Raw genomic sequence first — 22449 nt, 5'->3', positions numbered from 1 at the left:
TCTCAGGCCCCGAGCATTCCGGTCCACATCTGCGGGAAGTCCGGCAGGGTCTTGGCGGTGGTCGCCACGTTCTCGATCTCCACTCCGGGGACGGCGAGGCCGATGATCGACCCCGCGGTGGCCATCCGGTGGTCGTCATACGTATGGAAGGTACCGCCGTGCAGCGGCCTGGGCCGGATGTGCAGCCCGTCGGCGGTCTCGGTGACGTCGCCGCCGAGCTCGTTGATCTCCTTGGTGAGCGCGGCGAGCCGGTCCGTCTCGTGCAGCCGCAGGTGGGCGACGCCGCTCAGGGTGGACGGGCCGTCCGCGAGGGCCGCGACGGCCGCGATGCCCGGGGTGAGCTCGCCGACCTCGCCGAGGTCGACGTCGATGCCGTGGATACGGCCCGAACCGGTGAAGGTGAGTCCGTGCTCGGTCAGCTCGCAACTGCCGCCCATCGCGGTGAAGATCTCCCGCAGCGCGTCGCCCGGCTGGGTGGTGTACTCGGGCCAGTCGGGGATGGTGACCCGGCCGCCGGTGACCAGCGCGGCGGCGAGGAACGGCTGGGCATTCGAGAGATCGGGCTCGACGATGATATCACGGCCGAGCAGGGCGGAGGGCGAGACCCGCCAGACGTTCGGCTCACCGCCCGTCTCCGGCTCGTCGACCTGGGCGCCGACGGCCCGGAGCATGTCGACGGTCATCCGGATGTGCGGCATGGAGGGGAGCCGGGCGCCGGTGTGACGGACCTCCACCCCTTGGTTGTAGCGCGGCGCCGACAGCAGCAGCGCCGAGACGAACTGCGAGGACGAGGAGGCGTCGATCTCCACCGCGCCGCCGTCCAGGGCGCCGCTGCCGTGCACCGTCAGGGGCAGCGCGCCGCGCCCGTCGTCGTCGATCCGGGCGCCCAGCACCCGCAGCGCGTCGATCACGCCGTTCAGCGGGCGTTCGTACGAACGGGGGTCGCCGTCGAAGTGGATCGGGCCGTCGGCCAGCGCCGCGACCGGCGGCAGGAAGCGCATGACCGTGCCGGCGTTGCCGACGTCGATCGTGGTGGGGCCGTGCAGCCCGGCCGGGATGACCCGCCAGGCCTCACCGGCGGCGTCCGGGCCGTCCGCGACGGAGGAGCTGGACGACACCGTCTCCTCGATGCCGACGCCCATCGCACGCAGTGCCTCGGCCATCAGCAGGGTGTCGCGGGAGCGCAGCGGGCGGCGCAGCCAGCCGGGCTCGGCGGCGAGAGAGGCGAGGACCAGCGCGCGATTGGTGACCGATTTCGATCCGGGCACGGTGACGGTCGCATCGACGGCTCCGGTCGCATGCGGGGCGGGCCAGAGGGCGGGGTGCACGGAACGTTCGGTCATGGACCTCACTTTAGTGGCTCACCGCAAACCCGAATCTCGATCAAATGAGTCGAAACGGGTGCGTAACGCATGTGTGGTAGGCGGCGCCGTGCGGGACCGGCCCTCAGATGCCGAGCAGCCAGCGCCCGCCGCCGATCAGCGAGCAGAGCGACATCGCGTGGAAGAGGAACAGCCACAGCGCGGCCGGCACATCGGTCAGCCGCGACAACTGGTCCGCGTCCGAGTCCGGCGCGCCGCCGTGCCGCCGCTTCGACTGGAGCTCGAAGGCCGGGCGTACGCCGCCGAGCAGCAGGAACCAGACCACGGTGTACGCGAACAGCGACTGCACGGCGGGTGAGGCCAGCCAGGACACCAGCAGGAACGCCGACCCCGTGAAGATCACCGCCAGTGCCCCGTACACGTTGCGGATCATCACCAGCATCACCGCGAGCAGCGCGGTGGCCAGCCACAGCAGCAACGTGATCCTGCCGCTGACCAGCAGCCACGCCCCGCCCAGGCCCAGCAGCGGCGGGGCGGTGTAGCCGGCCGCCGCCGTCAGGATCATTCCGATGCCGGTCGGCCTGCCGCGGCTGACGGTCAGCCCGCTGGTGTCCGAGTGCAGCCGGATGCCGGACAGCTGCCGCCCGGTGCACAGCGCGATCAGCCCGTGCCCGCCCTCGTGCGCGATGGTGATCGCGTTGCGGGTCAGCCGCCATATCGGGTTCGGCACGACGGCGATCAGCGCGAGCGTGCCGGTCACCACCACCAGCCACTGCTCGGGTGCGGGCTGGGTGCCGAACACGCGGTCCCACAGATTGCCCAGGTCGGTGCTGTCCATGGTGCGGGCGGCTCCTTGCGGTATCGGCGTCCTGTCGGCGCGGCGGTCGTGGCAGTCTGGCACTTATGTGCGGACGGTATGCAGCGAGTCGGCGGCCCGAGGACCTGACCGGACTCTTCCGGGTCGAGAAGTGGGAACCGGAGGAGACCCTGGCGCCCGATTGGAACGTGGCGCCGACCAAGGAGGTCTACGCCGTACTGGAACGTCCATTGAAAGACGCAGACGATCAGCGTCCGGTTCGCCAGTTGCGTGCTCTGAAGTGGGGACTCGTGCCGTCCTGGGCGAAGTCCCCCGAGGGGGCGGCACGCATGATCAACGCCCGCGCGGAGACCGTCCACGAGAAGCCGTCCTTCCGCCGCCCCTTCGTCTCCCGGCGCTGCATTCTGCCCGCCGACGGCTACTACGAGTGGGTCACCGGCGCCGATGAGCGGCAGCTGGAGGAGAAGGGGAAGAAGAAGCGGCCGCGCAAGCAGCCCTACTTCGTGACACCCGCCGACGGATCGGTCTTCGCGATGGCCGGACTGTACGAGTTCTGGCGCGACCGGACCCTGCCGGACGACCACCCGATGGCCTGGTGGGTGACCTGCTCGGTGATCACGACCGAGGCGGAGACCACTCCGCTCGCCGTCGCCCCCGCCGAGGGACCGGCCACGCTCGCCGACATCCACCCCAGGATGCCGCTCATGCTGACCCCTGACCGGTGGGATGCCTGGCTCGATCCGTCACACACCGACGCCGAGGAGCTGCGGGCGCTGCTCGCGCCGCCGCCGGGCGGGCTGATGCGCGCCTATCCGGTGGCCACGGCCGTCAGCAATGTGCGCAACAACGGTCCCGAACTGCTGGAGGAGCTGGCCGCGCCGGAGGTGAGCACGCTGTTCTGACCCCGTTCCGAGCAGGCAGGATGGGGCATGTGAGTACCGCTGAGACAGGCCGCAGGACCGAGACGGTCGACACGGACGCCGGGCCGGCCAGGATCACCTGGCTGCCCGCGAAGAGCCCTGGGGAGCTGAAGGACCCGAAAGGCCCGAAGGGCCCTGAGGGCCCGGGGAACGCACGCCTGGTGCTCGCCGTCGGCCATGGCGCGGGCGGCGGCATCGAGACCCGTGACCTGCGGGCCCTGGCCGCCGTGCTGCCCGCCCACGGGGTGGCCGTCGCGCTCGTGGAGCAGCCGTGGCGGGTCGCCGGCAAGAGGATCGCGCCCGCCCCGAAGACCCTGGACACCGGATGGCGGGGCCTGTGGCCCGCGCTCACCGTCCCGGGGCTGCCCGTCGTCGCCGGCGGGCGCAGCGCCGGGGCCCGGGTGGCGTGCCGGACGGCGACGGAGCTCGGCGCCCACGCCGTCCTCGCGCTGAGTTTCCCGCTGCATCCTCCGGGGAAGCCGGAGAGGTCCCGCGCGGACGAGCTCCTCGGGGCCGGCGTACCCACGCTCGTCGTGCAGGGCGGCAACGACCCGTTCGGGCGGCCCGCCGAATTCCCTCCGGGGGAGTACGGGATCGCCGAGGTGCCGTACGGGGACCACGGGTTCGCCGTTCCGAAGAAGTCCGGCCTGACCGAGGATCAGGCGATGGAGATCCTGACCACCGCCGTGACCGCGTGGCTGTCGGCCCTCGTGTGAGCTTCGTCCCTCCGGGGAGGGTGCCGGTCGCACCGTGCAGGCGGCCGGGCGCACCCCGGGAATGTTGAGCCGGGGGCCACTGTTGTCGGTGTCATCGGTACATCAACGTCGTACGTGGAGAGGGAGTCCGTCGCATGGGTTCGACCATCTGCCCGCGCCGCTCGAACGCCGCTGACCTGGAGTGGACGGTCCTGCATGCGGCCAAGACCACTCCCGAGCGGGTACTGAGCGGATCGGATCGACAGCCCGTATCGAAGCAAGGTCGACTATTCTCCGATTCGAGCGGGTCCGGTTTCGGCTCCGCCACAGCGTTGGAGGAGGTGGGTCCGGTCACTGGGACCGACACAGGGACCGACGACGGCCGCGCGCAGGAGACGACTGCCGAGCGCAACGCGCGCTTCGAGCGGGACGCTCTCGGTTTCCTCGACCAGATGTACTCGGCCGCGCTGCGCATGACGCGCAACCCCGCAGACGCCGAGGACCTGGTCCAGGAGACGTATGCCAAGGCCTACGGCTCCTTCCACCAGTTCCGTGAGGGCACCAACCTCAAGGCGTGGATGTACCGCATCCTCACCAATACGTTCATCAACTCGTACCGCAAGAAGCAGCGCGAACCTCAGCGCAGCGCCGCCGAGGAGATCGAGGACTGGCAGCTGGCGCGCGCCGAGTCGCACATGTCGACCGGCCTGCGCTCCGCCGAGTCGCAGGCTCTCGACCACCTGCCCGACTCGGATGTGAAGTCCGCCCTGCAGGCGATCCCCGAAGAGTTCCGCATCGCCGTGTATCTCGCCGATGTAGAGGGCTTTGCCTACAAGGAGATCGCGGACATCATGGGGACTCCCATCGGTACGGTGATGTCCCGACTGCACCGGGGCCGCCGCCAGCTGCGCGGCATGCTGGAGGACTACGCCCGTGAGCGCGGGCTCGTCCCGGCCGGTGCCGGAGAGTCGGACGATCGGAAAGGCTCGGGCTCATGAGCTGCGGAGAGCCGCACGAGACGGACTGCTCAGAGGTCCTCGATCATCTCTATGAGTTCCTCGACCACGAGATGCCCGACAGCGACTGCACCAAGTTCGAGGTCCACTTCGAGGAGTGCTCCCCGTGCCTGGAGAAGTACGGCCTGGAACAGGCCGTGAAGAAGCTGGTGAAACGCTGCTGCGGCCAGGACGACGTGCCGACCGACCTGCGCTCCAAGGTGATGGGCCGGATCGATCTGATCCGCTCGGGACAGGCCGTGCCCGAGCAGGACGTGACGGCGTCGGAGACCGGACAGCCGACCGCCGCCACGGAATGAAGCCGTAGCCCGGCGGCCGTCCCGCCGGGGCCCGGCCCGCCCGCGCATCGTCCGCGTTCGCACCACATCACCCGAATGTGCTAATCGGGCTCATCGGGGCTCGGTGGGAAACACAACTCGCTAGCCTGGCGCCTCCATTGACCATGTTGGGGGGCGGGCCGGGCGGGTGGGAGCGACACACGGGGCAGCGCGCGCGTACGTCCTGGTGGCCGCGGCCGGTGCCCTGCTCTGTGTGCTGCCCGCGCTGCGCACGGGCGCCGGGACCCCCTGGGCCACCGTCGGACTGCTGACCGCGCTCTATCTGGCCTGTGAACTCCCCGGGCGCTGCCCCTTCTTCGGCAGCTCCGTGCCGATCGGAGCCGGATCGTTCTTCCCGCTGCTGCTCGCCGCCGCCTTTCTGCTGCCTCCCGCCGCGGCCGGCCTGGTCGCGATCCCCGGATCGCTCGCCGGCCGGGTGGAGAACCGGCCCGCCGCCGCACGGCGGGTCTGGCGAGCCGCGCAGCTCGCCGTCACCGTCGGGGCCGCCTCGTTGGTCCACGGGCTGCTGGGCGGCGCGGCCACGCTCGGCGGGTCCGGCACCGACCGGCTCCCCGACCTCCCCTACGCCCTGCTGCCCGCCTGCGCGGCCGCCCTGGCCTTCAGCCTCGTCCTGGCCGCTCTGGACGGCTCCATCCTGGTCGCGGCCGAACGGCTGCCCGTACGGCGCGCCTGGGACGGGCTGCTGTCCCGCTCGCTGGGACCGCACCTGGTGCACGGACTCGCCGGACTGATGATGGCCGTGCTGTGGCGCGGTCCGTACGGTCCGGTGTCCGCGCTCATCGTCCTGCTGCCGATGTACATCTCCTGCTGGGTCTTCGCCCAGTACCACCGCGAGCACGCCGCCCACCGCGCCACCATCAGGGCACTGGTGCAGGCCGTCGACATCAAGGACGCGTACACCCGGGGGCACAGCGAACGGGTCGGACAGGCCTCCGTGCTCATCGCCCGTGAACTGGGCATGGAGCAGGGCCGCCTGGAGGTCCTCCGGTTCGCCGGCATCCTGCACGACGTGGGCAAGCTCGGCGTCCCGACCCGGGTGCTCCGCAAGGACGGACCGCTCACCCCGGAGGAACGGCGGGTGATCGAACTGCATCCGGAGTACGGCCACGAGATCGTCCGCGGCATCGGCTTCCTCGGCGAGGCCCGGGACGCGATCCTGCATCACCACGAACGGCTCGACGGCAGCGGCTACCCGTACGGGCTCAGCGGCCGGGCGATCCCCGAGTTCGCCCGGGTCGTCGCGGTGGCGGACGCCTTCGACGCGATGACGTCGACCCGGTCGTACCGCAGGGGGCGGCCGGTGCCCGCGGCGCTGGACGAACTGAAGCGGTGCTCGGGCACGCAGTTCGATCCGCAGATGGTGCGGGCTCTGGTGCGCGGAGTGGAACGGCACGGGTGGTCGCCGTCGACCGCGGTGACGGCGGACGAGGCGATTCCGCGGCCACGGAGCGGGGAGGGGCCGGTGTCCCCGACACCGGCCCGTCCACTGCGGCCGGACCCGTTCGACACGGCGCCCGGTCCTCCGACGCCCGCCGACGGCCTCGGGGCGGCCCCCGGTCCGCAGCTGTCCGCGGACCGGCCCGGATGAGCCCGGCCCGCACCCGGCGAAAGGCGCTGCCCCCGGCCGTCCTCGCCGTACGCGGCGCCGCCGCCGCGCTCGCCGCCGCCGGGCTCGGCCACACCCTCTGGGACGGTGTCCACCAACCCGGCCACGCCCTCGCCTTCGGGGTCCTCATCACCGTCGGTGAACTGGCCCGCTGGGGCGCGCTGCCCGGCGAACGCGAGCCCGCGCCGCTCGGGGCCGCGGGAGCGCTCGCGTACGCCCTGCTCGGCCGCAGCGGCGGCTCGCCCACCGGCCACGGTGTCCTCCAGGTGGTGGCCGTACTCGTCGCGGCACAGCTCGTCGCCTGTGTGCCGCACGTGGCCCGGGGCAGCGGACCCTCGCTCGACCGGGTGGCCCGCCGCATCCTGACCGTCGCCTTCGCCGCCGCGTGCTTCCAGCCGCTGTACAACTCCGGCCGCGTCGCGAGCCGGCTCGGCGAAGGCCCGTACTACGTGCTCTTCCCGCTCCTGCTCCTCGTTCTGACCGCGCTGTGCGACGCCGTGCTCGCCGCGCTGCTGCTGCGCTCGCGCACCCGCCACCCGTACGGGCCGCTGCTCCACGACGAGCTGCGCGCCCTCATCGGCATCGGGTCAGCGGTCGGCGCGACCGGGGTCGTGATGGCACTCGGGGTGGCCGTCGCCGGGCTGTGGGCGCTGCCCGTCCTGTGCGTACCGCTGCTGCTCACCCAGGTCTCGTTCCGCCGGTTCGTCGCCGTGCGCACCACCTACCGGCAGACGATCACCTCGCTCGCCCGGTCCACCGAGATCGCCGGGTACACCCCGCACGGCCATGCCCGCAGGGTCGCGACGCTCTGCACCGCCGTCGGCCGCGAGCTGGGGCTCTCCGGACACGAGCTGACCGTGCTGGAGTACGCGGCCCTGATGCACGACATCGGCCAGCTCTCCCTGGTCGATCCGGTCCCGGACGGGGCGACGGCCACCCTGCCCCCCGCCGAGCAGCGCCGCATCGCGCTGCTGGGCGGGGCCGTGGTCCGGCAGACCGGGGTGGACACCGGGGTCGCGGTCGTGGTGGAACGACAGGCGGACCCCTTCCGCGAGCAGCCGCTTTCCGCCAGGATCGTCAGGGCCGTCAACGCATACGACGACCTCTCCGGGGAAAGTCTCATCGGGCCGCTGGGCGCGCTGGAACAACTCAGGCTCGGGACCGGTCACGACTATCAGCCCGAGGTCGTGGAATCCCTGGCCCGGGTCCTGGCACGGGACGGTCCGACCCCCGTCCCGCCCGGGTAACCCATGGGTAATGAGCGGGCGTCCGGCCGGGCATGGTTGGATGCGAAGAGGAGCGGAAAACGAGGGTGTCCAGTCGGGACGGGCGGGAATCGTGAGGATCTTCGGGAAGGTACGGCATCGGCCCTCCGCCTCTTGGCGGCAGGCCACGGACCGCGCGTTCACGCTGATCGGCGACGGCCGGTACGAGGACGCGGGCGCACTGCTGACACGTGCGGCGGACCTGGAACCCTGGCTCTCGGAGTCATGGTTCAACCTGGCGCTGCTGCACAAGTTCCGGCATGACTGGGAACAGGCGAGAGCCGCAGGCCTCAGGGCCGTCGCGCTGCTCGACAAGGAGTCCGGCGCTCCCGACTGGTGGAACGTCGGGATCGCCGCCACCGCGCTGCAGGACTGGCCGCTGGCGCGCCGCGCCTGGCAGGCGTACGGCCTGAAGGTGCCGGGCGCCGGGCAGCACACCTCGGCGGCCAACAGCGAGCCCGTCGGCATGGAGCTCGGCAGCGCCGCGGTACGGCTGTCGCCGGAGGGCGAGGCCGAGGTCGTCTGGGGCCGCAGGCTCGATCCGGCCCGGATGGAGGTGCTCTCCATCCCGCTGCCGTCGTCCGGCCGGCGCTGGGGAGAGGTCGTCCTGCACGACGGGGTGCCGCACGGCGAGCGGGTCACCGCGGCCGGCCCGGCGTACCCCGTCTTCGACGAGATCGAGCTGTGGGCGCCGTCCCCCGTTCCCACCTGGGTGGTGTTGCTCGAAGCGGCCACCGAGGCGGACCGGGACGCGCTGGAACAGCTGGCCTCCGACGCGGGGTTCGCCGCCGAGGACTGGTCGTCCTCCGTGCGGCTGCTCTGCCGGGCCTGCTCGGAGAGCAGGATGGAGAGCGACGAGGGCGACGGCGAGCACCTGGACCCGCACGACCACAGCGAGCCGGGGCATCCGGGCCCGCTGGGGCACCGCACCGCCGGTGAGCTGTGGGTGCCCGAGCGCGAGTGCGGGATAGCGGCGCCGGCCGGGCTGGTGCGCGGACTGCTGGACGGCTGGGTGGCGGACAGCCCGGACAGCCGTGAGTGGCGAGATCTCGAAGAAGTCTGCTGACCGGTGCCCGTAGGCTGTACGGGCACCGGTCGCGGTGCTCGGGTACCCGGCCCCGGACCTTCGGATGCCCGGGTTTCAGGTTTTGAGGAAGGCGTACGGCGGACATGGCGCAGCAGGAGACGGACGAGCAGATCACCCTCGACGACGAAGGTTTCGTCGTGGACACGGAGGACTGCGAGGCGCGCGAAGCGGCACATCGCGAGCGCGGTACCTCCCGTCCGATCACGGTCGTGGGCAACCCGGTGCTGCACAAGGAGTGCCGGGACGTCACCGAGTTCGACGACGAGCTGGCCCGGCTGATCGACGACATGTTCGCCAGCCAGCGGACGGCGGAGGGTGTCGGCCTGGCCGCCAACCAGATCGGCGTCGACCTGAAGGTCTTCGTCTACGACTGCCCGGACGACGACGGCGTACGGCACGTGGGGGCCGTCTGCAACCCGGTGCTCGAAGAGCTGGCGCCCGAGGACCGGGTCCTGGACGACTCCAACGAGGGCTGCCTCTCGGTCCCGACGGCGTACGCCTCGCTGGCCCGCCCGGACTACGCGGTGGTCCGCGGACAGGACGCCAAGGGCAACCCGGTCAGGATCCGTGGCAACGGCTACTTCGCCCGCTGCCTCCAGCACGAGACGGACCACCTGTACGGACACCTGTACATCGACCGGCTCTCGAAGCGGGACCGCAAGGACGCCCTGCGGCAGATGGCGGAGAACACGCCGCGCTACGAGATCGTGCCGAACGACTGACGTCCGGCCGTCACCGACGGGCCCGGCATCCCCTGAGCGGGAGGCCGGGCCCGTCGTTCCCGCTCCTCTGATCGACCGTCAACCGCCGTTTGCTCATGGGCGGTTGACGCGCGTCGACTCGTCCGACAAGCTCGCTCACCACATCCCCGTCGTGATAGGGAGCCTCCTCATGCTCGGACGAACCGCACGACTTCTGCTCGGTCTTGTCATGACCATGGCCTTCGCCTTGGGTGGGGCCGTGGTCACCGCCGGCACCGCACAGGCCGACGGCTGCTACACGTGGACCCGCACCCTGTCCCCCGGCGCCACCGGCAATGACGTGGTCCAGCTCCAGATACGGGTGGCCGGCTACCCGGGCTACAACTCCGTGCTCGCCGTCGACGGTTCCTACGGACCGGCCACCACCGCCGCCGTCAAGCGTTTCCAGGCCGCCTACGGTCTCGCCGCGGACGGCATCGCGGGTCCGGCCACCCAGGCCAAGATCTATGAGCTCCAGGACAACGACTGCACCCCGGCCCACTTCACGTACGCCGAACACAACCAGTGCAACACGACCTGGGCGGGTGGTGCCGTCGCGGCGGGCACGGCGAAGGCCAACGCCCTGAGCACCATGTGGAAACTGGAGGCGCTGCGGCACGCGCTCGGCGACCAGTCGATCCGGATCACCAGCGGATTCCGCTCCACCTCCTGCAACAGCGCGGTCGGCGGCGCGTCCAACAGCCGTCATCTGTACGGGGACGCGGCCGACCTCGGCGCCGGACCGCACGCGCTGTGCACCCTTGCCAAGGAGGCCCGCAACCACGGCTTCAACGGGATCCTCGGCCCCGGCTACCCGGACCACGGCGACCACGTCCACGTCAACCAGGGGCCCAGCCACTTCTGGTCGGCGCCGAACTGCGGCATCTGACACGGCGAGGGCCCCGTACGCCGGTCCGTCCGAACCGGCGTACGGGGCCCTTCTCCGTGTGCCGCCCGTGTCAGAAGGTCCTTGCCGTCAGCCGCGTCGCGCCCGTCGTCTGGACCGCGGCGTCGTCCGAAGCCCGCTCCGTCAGACGGAGCTGGGAGATGGCGTTGCGCAGGGTCAGCCCCCCGGCCGCGGTGTCCGGCTGCCAGCGCTGCGTACGCGCCGTCGCCGAACAGGCCCCGAGCGAGAGCTCCGCCCCCATCTCCAGCGGGGCGCCCAGATACTTCTTTCCGCGCACCGCGTCCAGGCACTGACCGGTCTCGGACGACCGCACCGTGTAGTACCCGTCGGCGGTGGCCGTCAGCGTCCAGGAGGCGGCACCGGCACCCACCAGGGAGACACCCGCGTCCGCGGCGGGGGAGAGCGCCCGGTCGCCCGCGGTCAGCCGGTACGTACCGTCGGCGAGCGGGGTGCGGTCGGTGTTCGACCAGCCCGGCGCGTGGCCGATCCGCCGGGCCAGCGCCTCGAAACCGGCGTACGTCTCACTGGGTTTCGGGCCGCCCCAGGTGGCCTGTGCGAGGAAGCGCAGCGGCATGAAGGTCTTCGCCTCCACCTCGTTCTCGGTCTCGGCCGCCGCACTGTCCGGCCACAGGCTGATCTTGGCGCCGGTGAGGTTCGCGGCCGTTGCGGGCAGCGTCTCGCCCTCGAAGCGCAGCGGCGTCCAGTCGCTCTCGTAGAGTTGTCGCGTCTGCGTCGTGTAGCCGCCGCGCACGAGGTAGAGCGCGTACGCCGAGTTCATGACCTGCCGGCCCTCGGCGAGCAGCGCGGACGGCTTCTGGATGGCGCCGCCGCCCAGCCAGTGCTCCACGGTGATGTCACGGTTCAGCGGGACGACGCCGTTGCGGCCCGCCAGGCCGTCGTTCCAGATCCGCAGCGAACGGCCCCCGGCCTTCACCTGCGCGTCGACCTGATCGATGAAGTCGACGAAGAGGTCGTCGGGGGTCGCGCTCGCGCCGAACTTCGCGGTCGCCGCGGTCTGCAGCTGCGGGTGGTTCGGGTAGGACGAGCCGATCATGTACTCGTCGGCGCCCATGTGCCAGGTGCGGGTGTCCCACACCTTCAGGGCCTCGTCGACCATCGAGGTGTAGTACGTCAGCGCCTCGGGCCGGGAGATGTCGAGCCGGGGCGGGGAGGCGACGCCGTTCTTGTCCTTGAGCTGGAGCTCCGGGTGGTTCTCCAGGTAGGTGTCCATGTGGCCGGGGGAGTTGATCTCCGGCACCAGCTCGATGTGGTACTTCTTCGCCAGCGCGACCAGGGAGCGGACCTGCGGCTTCGTGTAGTAGCCCCAGAACGCCGACGCCGGGTCGGTGTCGCTCCTGACCTTGGCCTCGATCCACAGCTGGTTGAGCTTCTGGGACGCCATGTCCTTCATCAGCCGCTCGAACCACGGGATCGAGACGTTGATGTAGCAGGCGCACACCCCGACCCCGCGCTCACGGTACGCGGGCACGTCGGTCGCCGAACCGCGCGCGGCGCGGCCGTCGTCGTTCAGCAGCTGGAGGACGGTCCGCGAACCGTAGAAGACGCCGGTGGAGGTCGCGGCCGTGACCGTGACCCGGTCGCCGACGTCGAGCCGATAGCCCTCCGCGCCCAGCGATTTCTTCAGGGACGGGTCCTGTCGCAGCACGATGTCGCCGCTGCGGGCCGCCGCCGCGCCCCGCGACACCGAAGCCTTCCTGGTCAGTTCACCCGCGAAGCGGCGTGCGTCGTCGGCCGTGCGGCTGTCCCGCACCCCGTCCAGCACGATCCGCGCCCGCTGGGCCAGCGTGAACTCGCCCGCACCGGCCTGCCATTGGCGCAGAGAGGGCAGCACCTCGGGCGGTGGTGCGGCGGTTGCGACCGACCCTCTTGGGTCGCCCGGGCCGTGGTCCATGGACAGGTGTGGTCAACGGTTGGACGAATGATCCGACGTCAGATCTATTAGGTATCAGGCGACTTCGGTCATTGCGCCCGGGCCGCGGAAAGTGCGGCGGTAGGCGTTCGGCGTAGTGCCCAACGACCGTACGAACTGATGGCGCAGTGCGGCGGCTGTTCCGAAGCCGGTGCGCCCGGCGATCGTGTCCACCGTTTCATCGGATGTCTCCAGGAGGTGCTGTGCCAGCAGCACCCGCTGACGGAGCAGCCAGCGGTACGGAGTGGTGCCCGTCTCCTGCTGGAAGCGGCGGGCGAAGGTGCGCGGGGACATGTGCGCCTGGGCGGCGAGCTGTTCGACGGTCACCTCCTGGTCGAGGTGGCGCTCCATCCAGGCCAGGGTCCCGCCGACCGTGTCGCACCGCGTGCGGGGCAGCGGCCGCTTGATGTACTGCGCCTGCCCGCCGTCGCGGTGCGGCGGCACCACCATGCGGCGGGCGATGGCGTTGGCGGCGTCGGGGCCGTACGCCTGCCGGACCAGATGCAGACAGGCGTCGATCCCGGCCGCCGTGCCCGCCGAGGTGATGACCGGGCCCTCGTCCACGTACAGCACATCGGGTTCGACGACCGCCCGCGGGAAGCGGCGGGCCAGTTCGTCGGCATGACGCCAGTGGGTGGTGCAGCGGCGGCCGTCCAGCAGCCCGGCCGCCCCGAGCACATAGGCCCCGGAGCAGACGCTCATCACCCGGGCGCCCCGGTCCACGGCCCGGCGCAGGGCGTCGAGGATCTCCTCGGGGTAGTCCCGTGCGACGAAGTGGCTGCCGGCCGGTACGGCGATGAGGTCGGCCTCCTCCAGACGGTCGAGGCCGTGCGGCGTACTGATGGTGAATCCGGCGTGGGTCCGCAGCACCGGGCCCTCGGCGGAGACCACGGCGAAGTCGTGGACCGGCAGGCCCTCGTCGCTGCGATCGAGCCCGAAGACCTCGCACAGCACACCCAGCTCGAAGGGATGGACCTCGTCGAGCAGCAGGGCGGCGACATTCTTCAGCATGACACCAGTGTGGCAGTAATTCGATGGTCCATGACAGTCCTGCCACTGCCGCCATCCGTCCGCGCGGACGAGAGTAGAGCCATGAACACATTCCTGAACGTCCTGGGCACAGCCGCACTTTTCGCTCTCGTCCTGCTGCCCGCCCTGGCCGGACTCGCCCGGGAGCGCCGCATCGACCGCGAGCTGCGCGCCGCGGAACGGGCACGGAGCGACGGACCCCCGGAAACGACGGACGCCGCGCAACCGGTCGCGGCCGCGCGGCGTCCCTACGTCAGAAGCTGGGCGAGGATCTAGGAGTAGCTCGTCCGGATCGCGCCGGGCTCGCCGATCCGGCCCGATCCGACCGGAAGACCTAGAAGTCGTCGTCGAACGCGACCGATCCCTCCACCGCCACCTGGTACGCGGACGGTCGGCGCTCGAAGAAGTTCGTCAGCTCCTGCACGCCCTGCAGCTCCATGAACGAGAACGGGTTCTCGGAGCCGTAGACCGCCGGGAAGCCCAGCCGGGTGAGCCGCTGGTCGGCCACGCACTCCAGGTACTGCCGCATCGACTCCGTGTTCATGCCCGGCAGACCGTCACCGCACAGATCGCGGCCGAACTGCAGCTCCGCCGCCACGGCCTCCTTCAGCATGTCGGTGACCTGCTGCTGGAGCTCGTCGTCGAAGAGGTCGGGCTCCTCCTTGCGGACGGTGTCCACGACCTCGAACGCGAAGTTCATGTGCATCGTCTCGTCACGGAAGACCCAGTTGGTACCCGTGGCGAGACCGTGCAGCAGACCCCGCGAGCGGAACCAGTAGACGTACGCGAACGCGCCGTAGAAGAACAGCCCCTCGATGCACGCCGCGAAGCAGATCAGGTTCAACAGGAAGCGGCGGCGGTCGGCCTTCGTCTCCAGCCGCTCGATCTTCTCGACCGAATCCATCCACTTGAAGCAGAACTGCGCCTTCTCACGGATCGAGGGGATCTCCTCGACCGCGTCGAACGCGGCGGCACGGTCGTCCGGGTCGGGCAGATAGGTGTCCAGCAGCGTCAGATAGAACTGGACGTGCACGGCCTCCTCGAAGAGCTGTCGCGACAGATAAAGCCGCGCCTCGGGGGAGTTGATGTGCTTGTACAGCGTCAGTACGAGGTTGTTGGAGACGATCGAGTCACCCGTCGCGAAGAACGCGACGAGCCGGCCGATCATGTGCTGCTCGCCGGGGGAGAGCTTCGCGAGGTCGGCGACGTCGGAGTGGAGGTCGACCTCCTCCACCGTCCAGGTGTTCTTGATCGCGTCGCGGTAGCGCTCGTAGAAGTCCGGGTAGCGCATGGGCCGCAGGGTCAGCTCGAAGCCCGGGTCGAGCAGGTTCTTCTCGGAGTCGGTGGAGCTCATTACTGGCAGGCCTCGCAGGACTCGGGGTTTTCCAGGGAGCAGGCGATCGCGTCGGCGTCGGGCGTCGAAGCCTGCTGTACGGGGATGGGGGCGGTGGCCGCGGCCCGGCCGGAGGCCGCACGGGCGATCCGGGTCGCCGGGCGTGAGCGCAGGTAGTACGTCGTCTTCAGCCCCTGCTTCCAGGCGTACGCGTACATCGAGGAGAGCTTGCCGATCGTCGGCGTCTCCATGAAGAGGTTCAGCGACTGGCTCTGGTCGAGGAACGGCGTACGGGCCGCCGCCATGTCGATCAGTCCGCGCTGCGGGATCTCCCACGCCGTGCGGTACAGCGCCCGCACGTCCTCGGGGATCCAGGCGAAGCCCTGCACGGAGCCGCTCGCCTCGCGCAGTGCCTCACGGGTCCGTGCGTCCCACACGCCGAGCCGCTTCAGCTCCTCCACCAGATACGCGTTGACCTGGAGGAACTCACCGCTGAGCGTCTCGCGCTTGAAGAGGTTGGAGACCTGGGGCTCGATGCACTCGTACACACCTGCGATCGAGGCGATCGTCGCCGTGGGCGCGATGGCGAGCAGCAGCGAGTTGCGCATGCCGCTCCTGGCGACGCGGGCGCGCAGCGCGTCCCAGCGCTCCGGCCAGTTCAGCTCGGTGTCGTAGTGGTCGGGGTGCAGCACCCCGCGCGCGGCCCGCGTCTCGGCCCAGGCGGGCAGCGGGCCCGACCGCTCGGCGAGCTCGCAGGACGCCTCGTACGCCGCGAGCATGATCCGCTCGGAGATCTTGGTGGAGAGCGCGCGCGCCTCGGGGGAGTCGAACGGCAGCCGCAGCTGGAAGAAGACGTCCTGCAGACCCATCGCGCCCAGGCCGACCGGGCGCCACTTCGCGTTGGAGCGGCCGGCCTGCTCGGTCGGGTAGAAGTTGATGTCGACGACCCGGTCGAGGAAGGTCACGGCGGTCCGGACGGTGGCGTCCAGCCGCTCCCAGTCGATGGTGCCGTCGGCGACGAACGCGCCGAGGTTGACCGAACCCAGGTTGCAGACGGCCGTCTCGCCGTCATCGGTGACTTCGAGGATCTCGGTGCACAGATTCGAGGAGTGGACGACGCGGCCCGGCTCGGCGGTCTGGTTCGCGGTGCGGTTGGAGGCGTCCTTGAACGTCATCCAGCCCTGGCCGGTCTGCGCGAGGGTACGCATCATCCGGCCGTACAGCTCGCGGGCCGGCATCGACTTGCGGGCCAGTCCCTCGGCCTCGGCGGCCCGGTACGCGGCGTCGAAGTCGTCGCCCCACAGGTCGACCAGCTCGGGCACGTCCGCGGGCGAGAACAGCGACCAGTCGCCGTCCGCGTCGACCCGGCGCATGAACTCGTCCGGGATCCAGTGCGCCAGGTTGAGGTTGTGCGTACGCCGCTGGTCCTCGCCCGTGTTGTCGCGCAGCTCCAGGAACTCCTCGATGTCCGCGTGCCAGGTCTCCAGGTAGACGGCGGCGGCGCCCTTGCGGCGACCGCCCTGGTTGACCGCGGCGACGGAGGCGTCGAGCGTCTTCAGGAACGGCACGATGCCGTTGGAGTGCCCGTTGGTGCCTCGGATCAGCGAACCGCGGGCGCGGATGCGGGAGTACGAGAGCCCGATGCCGCCCGCGTGCTTCGAGAGCCGCGCCACCTGGTGGTAGCGGTCGTAGATCGAGTCGAGCTCGTCGAGCGGGGAGTCCAGCAGATAGCAGGAGGACATCTGCGGGTGCCGCGTACCGGAGTTGAACAGGGTCGGCGAGGAGGGCAGATAGTCGAGCCGGCTCATCAGCCCGTACAGCGCGGCCACTTCGTCCAGGGCGCGCTGCGAATCGTCCTCGGCGAGACCGGACGCGACCCGCAGCATGAAGTGCTGGGGCGTCTCGACGACCTGGCGGGTGTGCGGGTGGCGCAGCAGATAGCGGCTGTGCAGGGTCCGCAGCCCGAAGTAACCGAACCGGTCGTCGGCGCCGTCGGCGAGCGAGCGTGCCACCAGCGCGTCGAGGGCGTCCGCGTGCAGCGCGACGAACTCGGCGGTACGGTCCGCGATCAGGCCCTCGCGGTGCCCGACGGCGACGGAGGCGGAGAAGGAGACCGCGCCCTGACCGACCGCCTCGTCCGCGATGGTGCGGGTCAGGAGCCTGGCGGCGAGCCGGGAGTAGGCGGGGTCCTCGGAGATCAGCCCCGCGGCGGCCTCGGTGGCCAGCGAGCGCAGCTCGGCCTCGTCGGACCGGGCGCTGCGGCCGCGCAGCGCGGCGGCGGCGACACGACCGGGGTCGGTGTCGGGCAGATCGACGGTGAGGTCGGTCAGGGTCCGCAGCAGTGCGGTCCCCGGTCCGTCGTGTGCGGTCCCCTCGGACTCGGCCGCTTCGGACACGGCGACTGAAGCCGGATCGGCTGGCGCGATGGTCACGTGGTGCTCTCCCTCGCTCGGCTCGGGGCCGGCGGGGAACGGGGCAGCCGGGCAGAGGCGGGCCCGAGCGGGGCAGCACTCCGTACGGCGTCCACCGGCCCATCCGCGAGGCCCGGACGTCTGGCATCCGGTTCGGTCGAGCCGGATGCGCTGTCGGCAGGTCCTCGGACTTACTCGGGGGTGCGCAAAAGCGCACCGAACACACCGTTGCGGGACAGTTCCGGATTCGCACCGGATTCCCCTGCGGCGACAGCGAGCATGAGCATACATGTGGGGGCCGCCCGATGAGGCAGCCCCCACATGTTGTGTCGTACAAGGTGGGCCGGGCCCGCAGAACGAGCTGTACGGCCCTGTTCGGAGCCCGGGGCCCCCGACCATGCGGACGGCCCGCCGAACCCCGCAGGAGGGGGCTCGGCGGGCCGTCGGCCGGTGTCGGAGCGCTTGTCAGTGACCGCCGCCCGGAGCTCCGGCCGTGGCCGGCGGGAGCTCGACCTGGACGCCCGGGTCGCCCGCGTCGGCCGTGTAGTCGCCCGGGGCGGTCTCGTCGATTCCGACGGGCGCCTTCACGGCGTTCAGGACGAAGGTGAGCACCACCGTCACGACCACGTTCAGCACGAACGCCGTCAGGCCGATGTATCCGATCTCGCCGATACCGGGAATCTCCTTGGACGAACCGCCGAAGTGCGCCTGGGTCGGGCTGGCGACCCCGTACGCGGCCGCCGTGCCGTACACCATGCCCACCGCCCAGCCCGCGAGCAGCGCCCAGCGGTGGAACCAGCGGGTGAACAGGCCGCCGACCAGGGCCGGCATCGTCTGGAGGATCCAGATCCCGCCGAGCAGCTGGAAGTTGATCGCGACCGTCTTGTCCATGGTCAGGACGAAGGCGAGCGCACCGACCTTCACCAGCAGGGACACCAGCTTGGAGACCTTGGTCTCCTGCTCCGGGGTGGCGTCCGGCTTCAGGAAGTCCTTGTAGATGTTGCGGGTGAAGAGGTTCGCGGCGGCGATCGACATGATCGCGGCGGGCACCAGAGCGCCGATGCCGATGGCCGCGAACGCGACCCCCGCGAACCAGTCGGGGAACATGTCCTCGAACAGCTGGGGAATGGCCAACTGCCCGTTGTCCACCTTGATCCCGGCGGCGATCGCCATGAAGCCGAGCAGCGCGAGCAGGCCCAGCATCAGCGAGTACAGCGGCAGGATCGTGGTGTTGCGCCGGATCACGTTGCGGCTGCGGCTGGAGAGCGTCGCCGTGATCGAGTGCGGATACATGAAGAGCGCGAGCGCCGAGCCCAACGCCAGGGTGGCGTAACCCCATTGGCCCGCCTCGCCGGGTGCGAGCGCGCCGCGCGGCTTGCCGGTCGCCGGGTTGGTCTGCGAGAACGCCTCGTTCGCCTTGGCGAAGATGTCGTGGAACCCGCCCAGTTTGATCGGGATGTAGATGATCGCCACCGCGATGACCAGGTAGATCAGCCCGTCCTTGACGAACGCGATCAGCGCCGGTGCCCGCAGGCCGGACGAGTAGGTGTAGGCGGCCAGCACGGCGAACGCGATCAGCAGCGGCAGGTCCTTGACGAACCAGTGGGTGTTCTCGCCGCCACCGACACCCATCACGTCCAGCACCGCCTGGATGCCGACGAGCTGGAGCGCGATGTACGGCATCGTGGCGAGGATGCCGGTGACGGCGACCGCCAGCGAGAGGCCCTTCGAGCCGAAGCGTCCGCGGACGAAGTCCGAGGTGGTGACGTACCCGTGCTTGTGCGAGACGGACCACAGCCGTGGCAGGAAGGTGAAGATCAGCGGGTACACGAGGATGGTGTACGGCACGGCGAAGAAGCCGGCCGCGCCCGCCGCGTAGATAGCCGCGGGCACGGCGACGAAGGTGTACGCGGTGTACAGGTCGCCGCCGAGCAGGAACCAGGTGACCCAGGTGCCGAACGACCGTCCACCCAGGCCCCATTCGTCGAGGCTGGCCTCGTTCTCGGCCTTGCGCCAGCGCGCCGCCAGGAAGCCCATGACCGTGACGGCCAGGAAGAAGAAGATGAAGACGCCGAGCGCGACGCCGTTCACGCCGTCCTTCATGCCGACGCACCCCCCTTGCGGGAGCGCTGGTCACGCTGCCACAGCTTGTACGCGACCATCGTGAGCGCGGTGGAGATCAGCACCCAGAGCATCTGGTACCAGTAGAAGAACGGGATGCCGATGAAGGTGGGGTCCACCTTCGCGTACGAACTCACCCAGAGCATCGCCACGAACGGTGCGACGAGGCAGAGGGCGATGACCACCCGAACGGGCGTGATGGTGGGCGGTTTTCCTTCAGGGTCTGCTGCCATGCGGCGACTCCGTCCCCTCGCTGATCACCTGGTGTAATGCGCAGGAAATCTAGGGGAGGCTTCCGGTCACCGTCACCCCCTGTCCGCATTGCGGTCCGACAACGGTCCCGTGAACGGGATCGAATGTTCGGAATGTTGTCAAACGTGCGAGAGCCGGCCCGCGCGGAGGCAGGCGAACGGCCCCCGTGGAGTGACGCGTTCCAAGGGGGCCGTCGACGGTCGTGTGCGGGGACGCAAGGGCCGAAACCGGTCGGCCGCCACGTCCGGGGTCAGTCCGTCGGCCGCTTCAGGCGTGCCACGAACTTGTACCGGTCGCCGCGGTAGACCGAGCGCACCCACTCCACCGGCTCGCCCTGCCCGTCCAGCGAGTGCCGGGACAGCATCAGCATCGGCAGGCCCACATCCGTACCGAGCAGTCCGGCCTCGCGCGGGGTGGCGAGCGAGGTCTCGATGGTCTCCTCGGCCTCGGCCAGCCGGACGTCGTACACCTCGGCCAGCGCGGTGTAGAGCGAGGTGTACTTCACCAGCGAACGGCGCAGCGCGGGAAAGCGTTTGGCCGAGAGATGCGTGGTCTCGATCGCCATCGGCTCCCCGCTGGCGAGCCGCAGCCGCTCGATCCGCAGCACGCGGCCACCGGCCGTGATGTCGAGCAGCCCGGCGAGCGTGTCGTCGGCCGTGACATAGCCGATGTCCAGCAACTGGGACGTCGGTTCCAGCCCCTGGGCGCGCATGTCCTCCGTGTACGAGGTGAGTTGCAGGGCTTGCGAGACCTTCGGCTTGGCGACGAAGGTGCCCTTGCCCTGGATGCGCTCCAGCCGGCCCTCGACGACCAGCTCCTGGAGCGCCTGGCGCACGGTGGTGCGCGAGGTGTCGAACTCGGCGGCCAGGGTCCGTTCCGGTGGCACGGGTGTGCCGGGCGGCATGGTGTCCGTCATGTCGAGGAGATGTCGCTTCAGCCGGTAGTACTTCGGGACGCGTGCCGTCCGCGTGGCCGCGCCCGTCTCGTTCTCCGTACTGCCCCCGTCGGCACCCATGGCCCGCCTTCCCGACTGCTGCGTTGCTGCCGTCACCGGCTCCTCCGTCTGTCGCGGCTCACATGGTGGCACGGTCCGGTCACGGCTCGTCGCCCTCCCTTAGGTGTCGGTCCTATAACGGACGCGAGTGCACTTCTTATACACCCTTGACACCCCAAAAGGTCTAGGCCAAGCTCCCGGTACTGGTCTAAACCATTAAAGACCAGGTCCAGCCCCAGCAGTACTCGTCGAATGTCTTCGCGGTGGGCGGGGTTGCAGTTTCCCTGAGGAGGGTTTGGCGTGAAGCGCAAGCTCATCGCGGCGATCGGCGTCGCAGGCATGTTGGTTTCGATCGCAGCATGTGGTTCGGACGACGACAAGGCCTCGTCGAAGGACCCGAAGGACCGCAAGGAATCGCTCACCGTCTGGCTCATGTCGGACGCGCAGAGCACCTGGCCCGAACTGGTCAAGGACGTCAACAGCCAGTTCAGGGCGAAGTACCCCAACGTCAAGGTCAACGTTCAGTACCAGACCTGGGCGGACAAGGCCAAGAAGCTCGACGCCGCCCTGGCCGGTGACAAGTTCCCGGACGTGGTGGAGCTCGGTAACACCGAGACCATGACGTACATCCTCAACGGGGCACTCGGCGAGATCGACCCGAAGAAGTACGAGAACTCGGACACCTGGATCAAGGGTCTGAAGGACACCTGCTCCTTCGAGGGCAAGCAGTACTGCGTGCCTTACTACGCGGGCGCCCGCGTCGCCATTTACAACAAGGACATGTTCAAGGCCGGTACCGGCAAGGACACCCTGCCCGCCACGCAGGACGAGCTGTTCACCGCGCTGGACAAGATCGGCGACAAGTACGGCAAGGACAAGGCGTTCTCGCCGCTGTACCTGCCGGGTCGTTACTGGTACGCCGCGATGTCCTACGTGGCTGCCGAGGGCGGCCGGATCGCCAAGTACGACGAGGGCAAGAAGGAGTGGAAGTCCACCCTCTCCACCCCCGAGGCCCAGAAGGGCATCACGGACTTCGTCGAGCTGGTCAAGAAGTACAACCACGGGGACAAGACGAAGGACGAGGCGGACCACGCCAACGTCATGGCCAACGAGAAGACCGCGCTTCTCTACGGCAACGGCTGGGAAGCCGGCAGCGTCGTCGACTCCAAGGCGAACGGCAACCCGAAGCTGGAAGGCAAGATCGCCACGGCGGGTATGCCCGGCCCGAACGGCAAGGCCCTCCCCTCCTTCATCGGCGGTTCCGACCTCGCCACCATCTCCAAGTCGAAGGTCCAGGACCTCGGCGAGGAGTGGATCTCGATGTTCACCAGTGGCAAGTCCGAGGAAGTCCTCGCCTCCAAGAACATCCTTCCGAACAACACCAAGCAGCTTGAGCCGCTGAAGGCCAAGCCGGAGACCGCGGCCATCGCCAACGCCGTGCCGGACGCCTGGTTCACGCCGATCGCCCCGGGCTGGACGGCGATCGAGAAGAAGGAAACGCTGGAGATCATGCTGCTCGACATCATCAAGGGCAAGTCGGTCGCGGACGCCACCAAGGCGGCCGACGCGGAGATCGACTCGATGATCAACAAGGACTCCTGAGCCCCGAGCCCACGGAGTCCGGGCCGGTGAGTCTATGAGCCACCGACTCGACTGATCATCTGCG

Annotated in this window: 20 protein-coding genes and 1 riboswitch; of the genes, 11 read left to right on the top strand and 9 right to left on the bottom strand. The window is 70.0% G+C overall.

Going from position 1 to position 22449, the window contains the following annotated elements; all coding sequences use genetic code 11:
* Positions 1-2: 2 nt before the first annotated feature.
* A complete protein-coding gene (gene aroA, locus ACIOHC_RS24570; RefSeq protein WP_401844032.1) occupies positions 3-1343 on the bottom strand; it encodes a 3-phosphoshikimate 1-carboxyvinyltransferase in 1341 nt (446 codons plus the stop codon).
* A gap of 103 nt (positions 1344-1446) precedes the next feature.
* The gene (locus ACIOHC_RS24565) at positions 1447-2160 is read right to left on the bottom strand and encodes a M50 family metallopeptidase (RefSeq protein WP_365692099.1); all 714 of its coding nucleotides are present in this window, start codon (positions 2158-2160) and stop codon (positions 1447-1449) included.
* A gap of 65 nt (positions 2161-2225) precedes the next feature.
* Here ACIOHC_RS24565 and ACIOHC_RS24560 point away from each other — a divergent pair, with 65 nt between their 5' ends.
* The 9 genes from ACIOHC_RS24560 to ACIOHC_RS24520 all read left to right on the top strand — a co-directional run bounded on the left by ACIOHC_RS24560 (position 2226) and on the right by ACIOHC_RS24520 (position 10695).
* Positions 2226-3041: an SOS response-associated peptidase gene (locus ACIOHC_RS24560; RefSeq protein ID WP_351075407.1), complete on the top strand. Its 816-nt coding sequence runs from the start codon at positions 2226-2228 to the stop codon at positions 3039-3041.
* Positions 3042-3061: 20 nt separating this feature from the next.
* Positions 3062-3775 carry an alpha/beta family hydrolase gene (locus ACIOHC_RS24555; RefSeq protein ID WP_351075406.1) on the top strand — a complete coding sequence of 238 codons (714 nt, stop codon included), beginning with the start codon at positions 3062-3064 and terminating at the stop codon, positions 3773-3775.
* 320 nt (positions 3776-4095) lie between these two features.
* Complete coding sequence (locus ACIOHC_RS24550) at positions 4096-4752, top strand: sigma-70 family RNA polymerase sigma factor (RefSeq protein ID WP_189273941.1); 657 nt, start codon at positions 4096-4098, stop codon at positions 4750-4752.
* Positions 4749-5069 carry a mycothiol system anti-sigma-R factor gene (rsrA, locus tag ACIOHC_RS24545; RefSeq protein ID WP_351075405.1) on the top strand — a complete coding sequence of 107 codons (321 nt, stop codon included), beginning with the start codon at positions 4749-4751 and terminating at the stop codon, positions 5067-5069. The genes ACIOHC_RS24550 and rsrA overlap by 4 nt, the downstream gene beginning before the upstream one ends.
* A gap of 166 nt (positions 5070-5235) precedes the next feature.
* The gene (locus ACIOHC_RS24540; RefSeq protein WP_351075403.1) at positions 5236-6696 is read left to right on the top strand and encodes an HD-GYP domain-containing protein; all 1461 of its coding nucleotides are present in this window, start codon (positions 5236-5238) and stop codon (positions 6694-6696) included.
* Complete coding sequence (locus tag ACIOHC_RS24535; RefSeq protein ID WP_351075402.1) at positions 6693-7961, top strand: metal-dependent phosphohydrolase; 1269 nt, start codon at positions 6693-6695, stop codon at positions 7959-7961. Before ACIOHC_RS24540 ends, ACIOHC_RS24535 begins: the two co-directional genes overlap by 4 nt.
* A 91-nt stretch (positions 7962-8052) precedes the next feature.
* Positions 8053-9045, top strand: coding sequence for a hypothetical protein (locus ACIOHC_RS24530; protein ID WP_351075401.1), 993 nt, complete (start codon positions 8053-8055; stop codon positions 9043-9045).
* A 104-nt stretch (positions 9046-9149) separates the two neighbouring features.
* Entirely contained in the window at positions 9150-9788 is a 639-nt protein-coding gene (gene def / locus ACIOHC_RS24525; protein WP_351075400.1) for a peptide deformylase, read from the top strand.
* 169 nt (positions 9789-9957) lie between these two features.
* Positions 9958-10695 (top strand): D-Ala-D-Ala carboxypeptidase family metallohydrolase, encoded by a 738-nt coding sequence (locus ACIOHC_RS24520; RefSeq protein WP_351075399.1) that lies wholly within the window; start codon positions 9958-9960, stop codon positions 10693-10695.
* A gap of 70 nt (positions 10696-10765) precedes the next feature.
* Here the strand turns inward: ACIOHC_RS24520 and ACIOHC_RS24515 are convergent, their stop codons facing one another.
* Positions 10766-12565, bottom strand: a complete 1800-nt coding sequence (locus ACIOHC_RS24515; RefSeq protein ID WP_401844029.1) for a family 20 glycosylhydrolase — start codon at positions 12563-12565, stop codon at positions 10766-10768.
* A gap of 114 nt (positions 12566-12679) precedes the next feature.
* On the bottom strand, positions 12680-13654 hold the full coding sequence (locus ACIOHC_RS24510; protein WP_365692092.1) for a helix-turn-helix domain-containing protein: 975 nt from the start codon (positions 13652-13654) through the stop codon (positions 12680-12682).
* 81 nt (positions 13655-13735) lie between these two features.
* Here ACIOHC_RS24510 and ACIOHC_RS24505 point away from each other — a divergent pair, with 81 nt between their 5' ends.
* Positions 13736-13948, top strand: a complete 213-nt coding sequence (locus ACIOHC_RS24505) for a hypothetical protein (RefSeq protein ID WP_351078465.1) — start codon at positions 13736-13738, stop codon at positions 13946-13948.
* A gap of 58 nt (positions 13949-14006) precedes the next feature.
* On the opposite strand, the gene ACIOHC_RS24500 is transcribed toward ACIOHC_RS24505, so the two are convergent.
* The 5 genes from ACIOHC_RS24500 to ACIOHC_RS24480 form a co-directional block, all read right to left on the bottom strand.
* Positions 14007-15026, bottom strand: coding sequence for a ribonucleotide-diphosphate reductase subunit beta (locus ACIOHC_RS24500; protein WP_351078468.1), 1020 nt, complete (start codon positions 15024-15026; stop codon positions 14007-14009).
* Positions 15026-17437, bottom strand: a complete 2412-nt coding sequence (locus tag ACIOHC_RS24495) for a ribonucleoside-diphosphate reductase subunit alpha (protein ID WP_351078471.1) — start codon at positions 17435-17437, stop codon at positions 15026-15028. The genes ACIOHC_RS24500 and ACIOHC_RS24495 overlap by 1 nt, the downstream gene beginning before the upstream one ends.
* 137 nt (positions 17438-17574) lie before the next feature.
* Positions 17575-17710: riboswitch (cobalamin riboswitch) on the bottom strand.
* 171 nt (positions 17711-17881) lie between these two features.
* Positions 17882-19519, bottom strand: coding sequence for a monocarboxylate uptake permease MctP (gene mctP, locus ACIOHC_RS24490; RefSeq protein WP_351078474.1), 1638 nt, complete (start codon positions 19517-19519; stop codon positions 17882-17884).
* Complete coding sequence (locus ACIOHC_RS24485; protein ID WP_401844026.1) at positions 19516-19770, bottom strand: DUF3311 domain-containing protein; 255 nt, start codon at positions 19768-19770, stop codon at positions 19516-19518. Before ACIOHC_RS24485 ends, mctP begins: the two co-directional genes overlap by 4 nt.
* Positions 19771-20039: 269 nt before the next feature.
* Positions 20040-20804 (bottom strand): GntR family transcriptional regulator, encoded by a 765-nt coding sequence (locus ACIOHC_RS24480; RefSeq protein ID WP_351078635.1) that lies wholly within the window; start codon positions 20802-20804, stop codon positions 20040-20042.
* A gap of 279 nt (positions 20805-21083) precedes the next feature.
* Between ACIOHC_RS24480 and ACIOHC_RS24475 the strand changes: the two genes are divergently transcribed.
* Positions 21084-22385 carry a sugar ABC transporter substrate-binding protein gene (locus ACIOHC_RS24475; protein ID WP_351078477.1) on the top strand — a complete coding sequence of 434 codons (1302 nt, stop codon included), beginning with the start codon at positions 21084-21086 and terminating at the stop codon, positions 22383-22385.
* The last annotated feature ends 64 nt before the right edge of the window (positions 22386-22449 follow it).

It is taken from the genome of Streptomyces sp. NPDC088252 (assembly GCF_044740965.1).
Classification (GTDB): domain Bacteria; phylum Actinomycetota; class Actinomycetes; order Streptomycetales; family Streptomycetaceae; genus Streptomyces.
The sequence above is the reverse complement of the archived record's forward strand: the minus strand, read 5'-3'. Positions and strand labels throughout refer to the sequence as shown.

What these genes read in the sequence shown, in the direction of transcription:
- ACIOHC_RS24560 (WP_351075407.1), top strand. Translation starts at nt 2,226, where the DNA reads ATGTGCGGACGGTATGCAGCGAGTCGGCGGCCCGAGGACCTGACCGGA.
- ACIOHC_RS24555 (WP_351075406.1), top strand. Translation starts at nt 3,062, where the DNA reads ATGGGGCATGTGAGTACCGCTGAGACAGGCCGCAGGACCGAGACGGTC.
- ACIOHC_RS24535 (WP_351075402.1), top strand. Translation starts at nt 6,693, where the DNA reads ATGAGCCCGGCCCGCACCCGGCGAAAGGCGCTGCCCCCGGCCGTCCTC.
- def (WP_351075400.1), top strand. Translation starts at nt 9,150, where the DNA reads ATGGCGCAGCAGGAGACGGACGAGCAGATCACCCTCGACGACGAAGGT.
- aroA (WP_401844032.1), bottom strand. Translation starts at nt 1,343, where the DNA reads ATGACCGAACGTTCCGTGCACCCCGCCCTCTGGCCCGCCCCGCATGCG.
- ACIOHC_RS24510 (WP_365692092.1), bottom strand. Translation starts at nt 13,654, where the DNA reads ATGCTGAAGAATGTCGCCGCCCTGCTGCTCGACGAGGTCCATCCCTTC.
- rsrA (WP_351075405.1), top strand. Translation starts at nt 4,749, where the DNA reads ATGAGCTGCGGAGAGCCGCACGAGACGGACTGCTCAGAGGTCCTCGAT.
- ACIOHC_RS24500 (WP_351078468.1), bottom strand. Translation starts at nt 15,026, where the DNA reads ATGAGCTCCACCGACTCCGAGAAGAACCTGCTCGACCCGGGCTTCGAG.
- ACIOHC_RS24565 (WP_365692099.1), bottom strand. Translation starts at nt 2,160, where the DNA reads ATGGACAGCACCGACCTGGGCAATCTGTGGGACCGCGTGTTCGGCACC.
- ACIOHC_RS24485 (WP_401844026.1), bottom strand. Translation starts at nt 19,770, where the DNA reads ATGGCAGCAGACCCTGAAGGAAAACCGCCCACCATCACGCCCGTTCGG.
- ACIOHC_RS24505 (WP_351078465.1), top strand. Translation starts at nt 13,736, where the DNA reads ATGAACACATTCCTGAACGTCCTGGGCACAGCCGCACTTTTCGCTCTC.
- ACIOHC_RS24520 (WP_351075399.1), top strand. Translation starts at nt 9,958, where the DNA reads ATGCTCGGACGAACCGCACGACTTCTGCTCGGTCTTGTCATGACCATG.
- ACIOHC_RS24480 (WP_351078635.1), bottom strand. Translation starts at nt 20,804, where the DNA reads ATGGGTGCCGACGGGGGCAGTACGGAGAACGAGACGGGCGCGGCCACG.
- mctP (WP_351078474.1), bottom strand. Translation starts at nt 19,519, where the DNA reads ATGAAGGACGGCGTGAACGGCGTCGCGCTCGGCGTCTTCATCTTCTTC.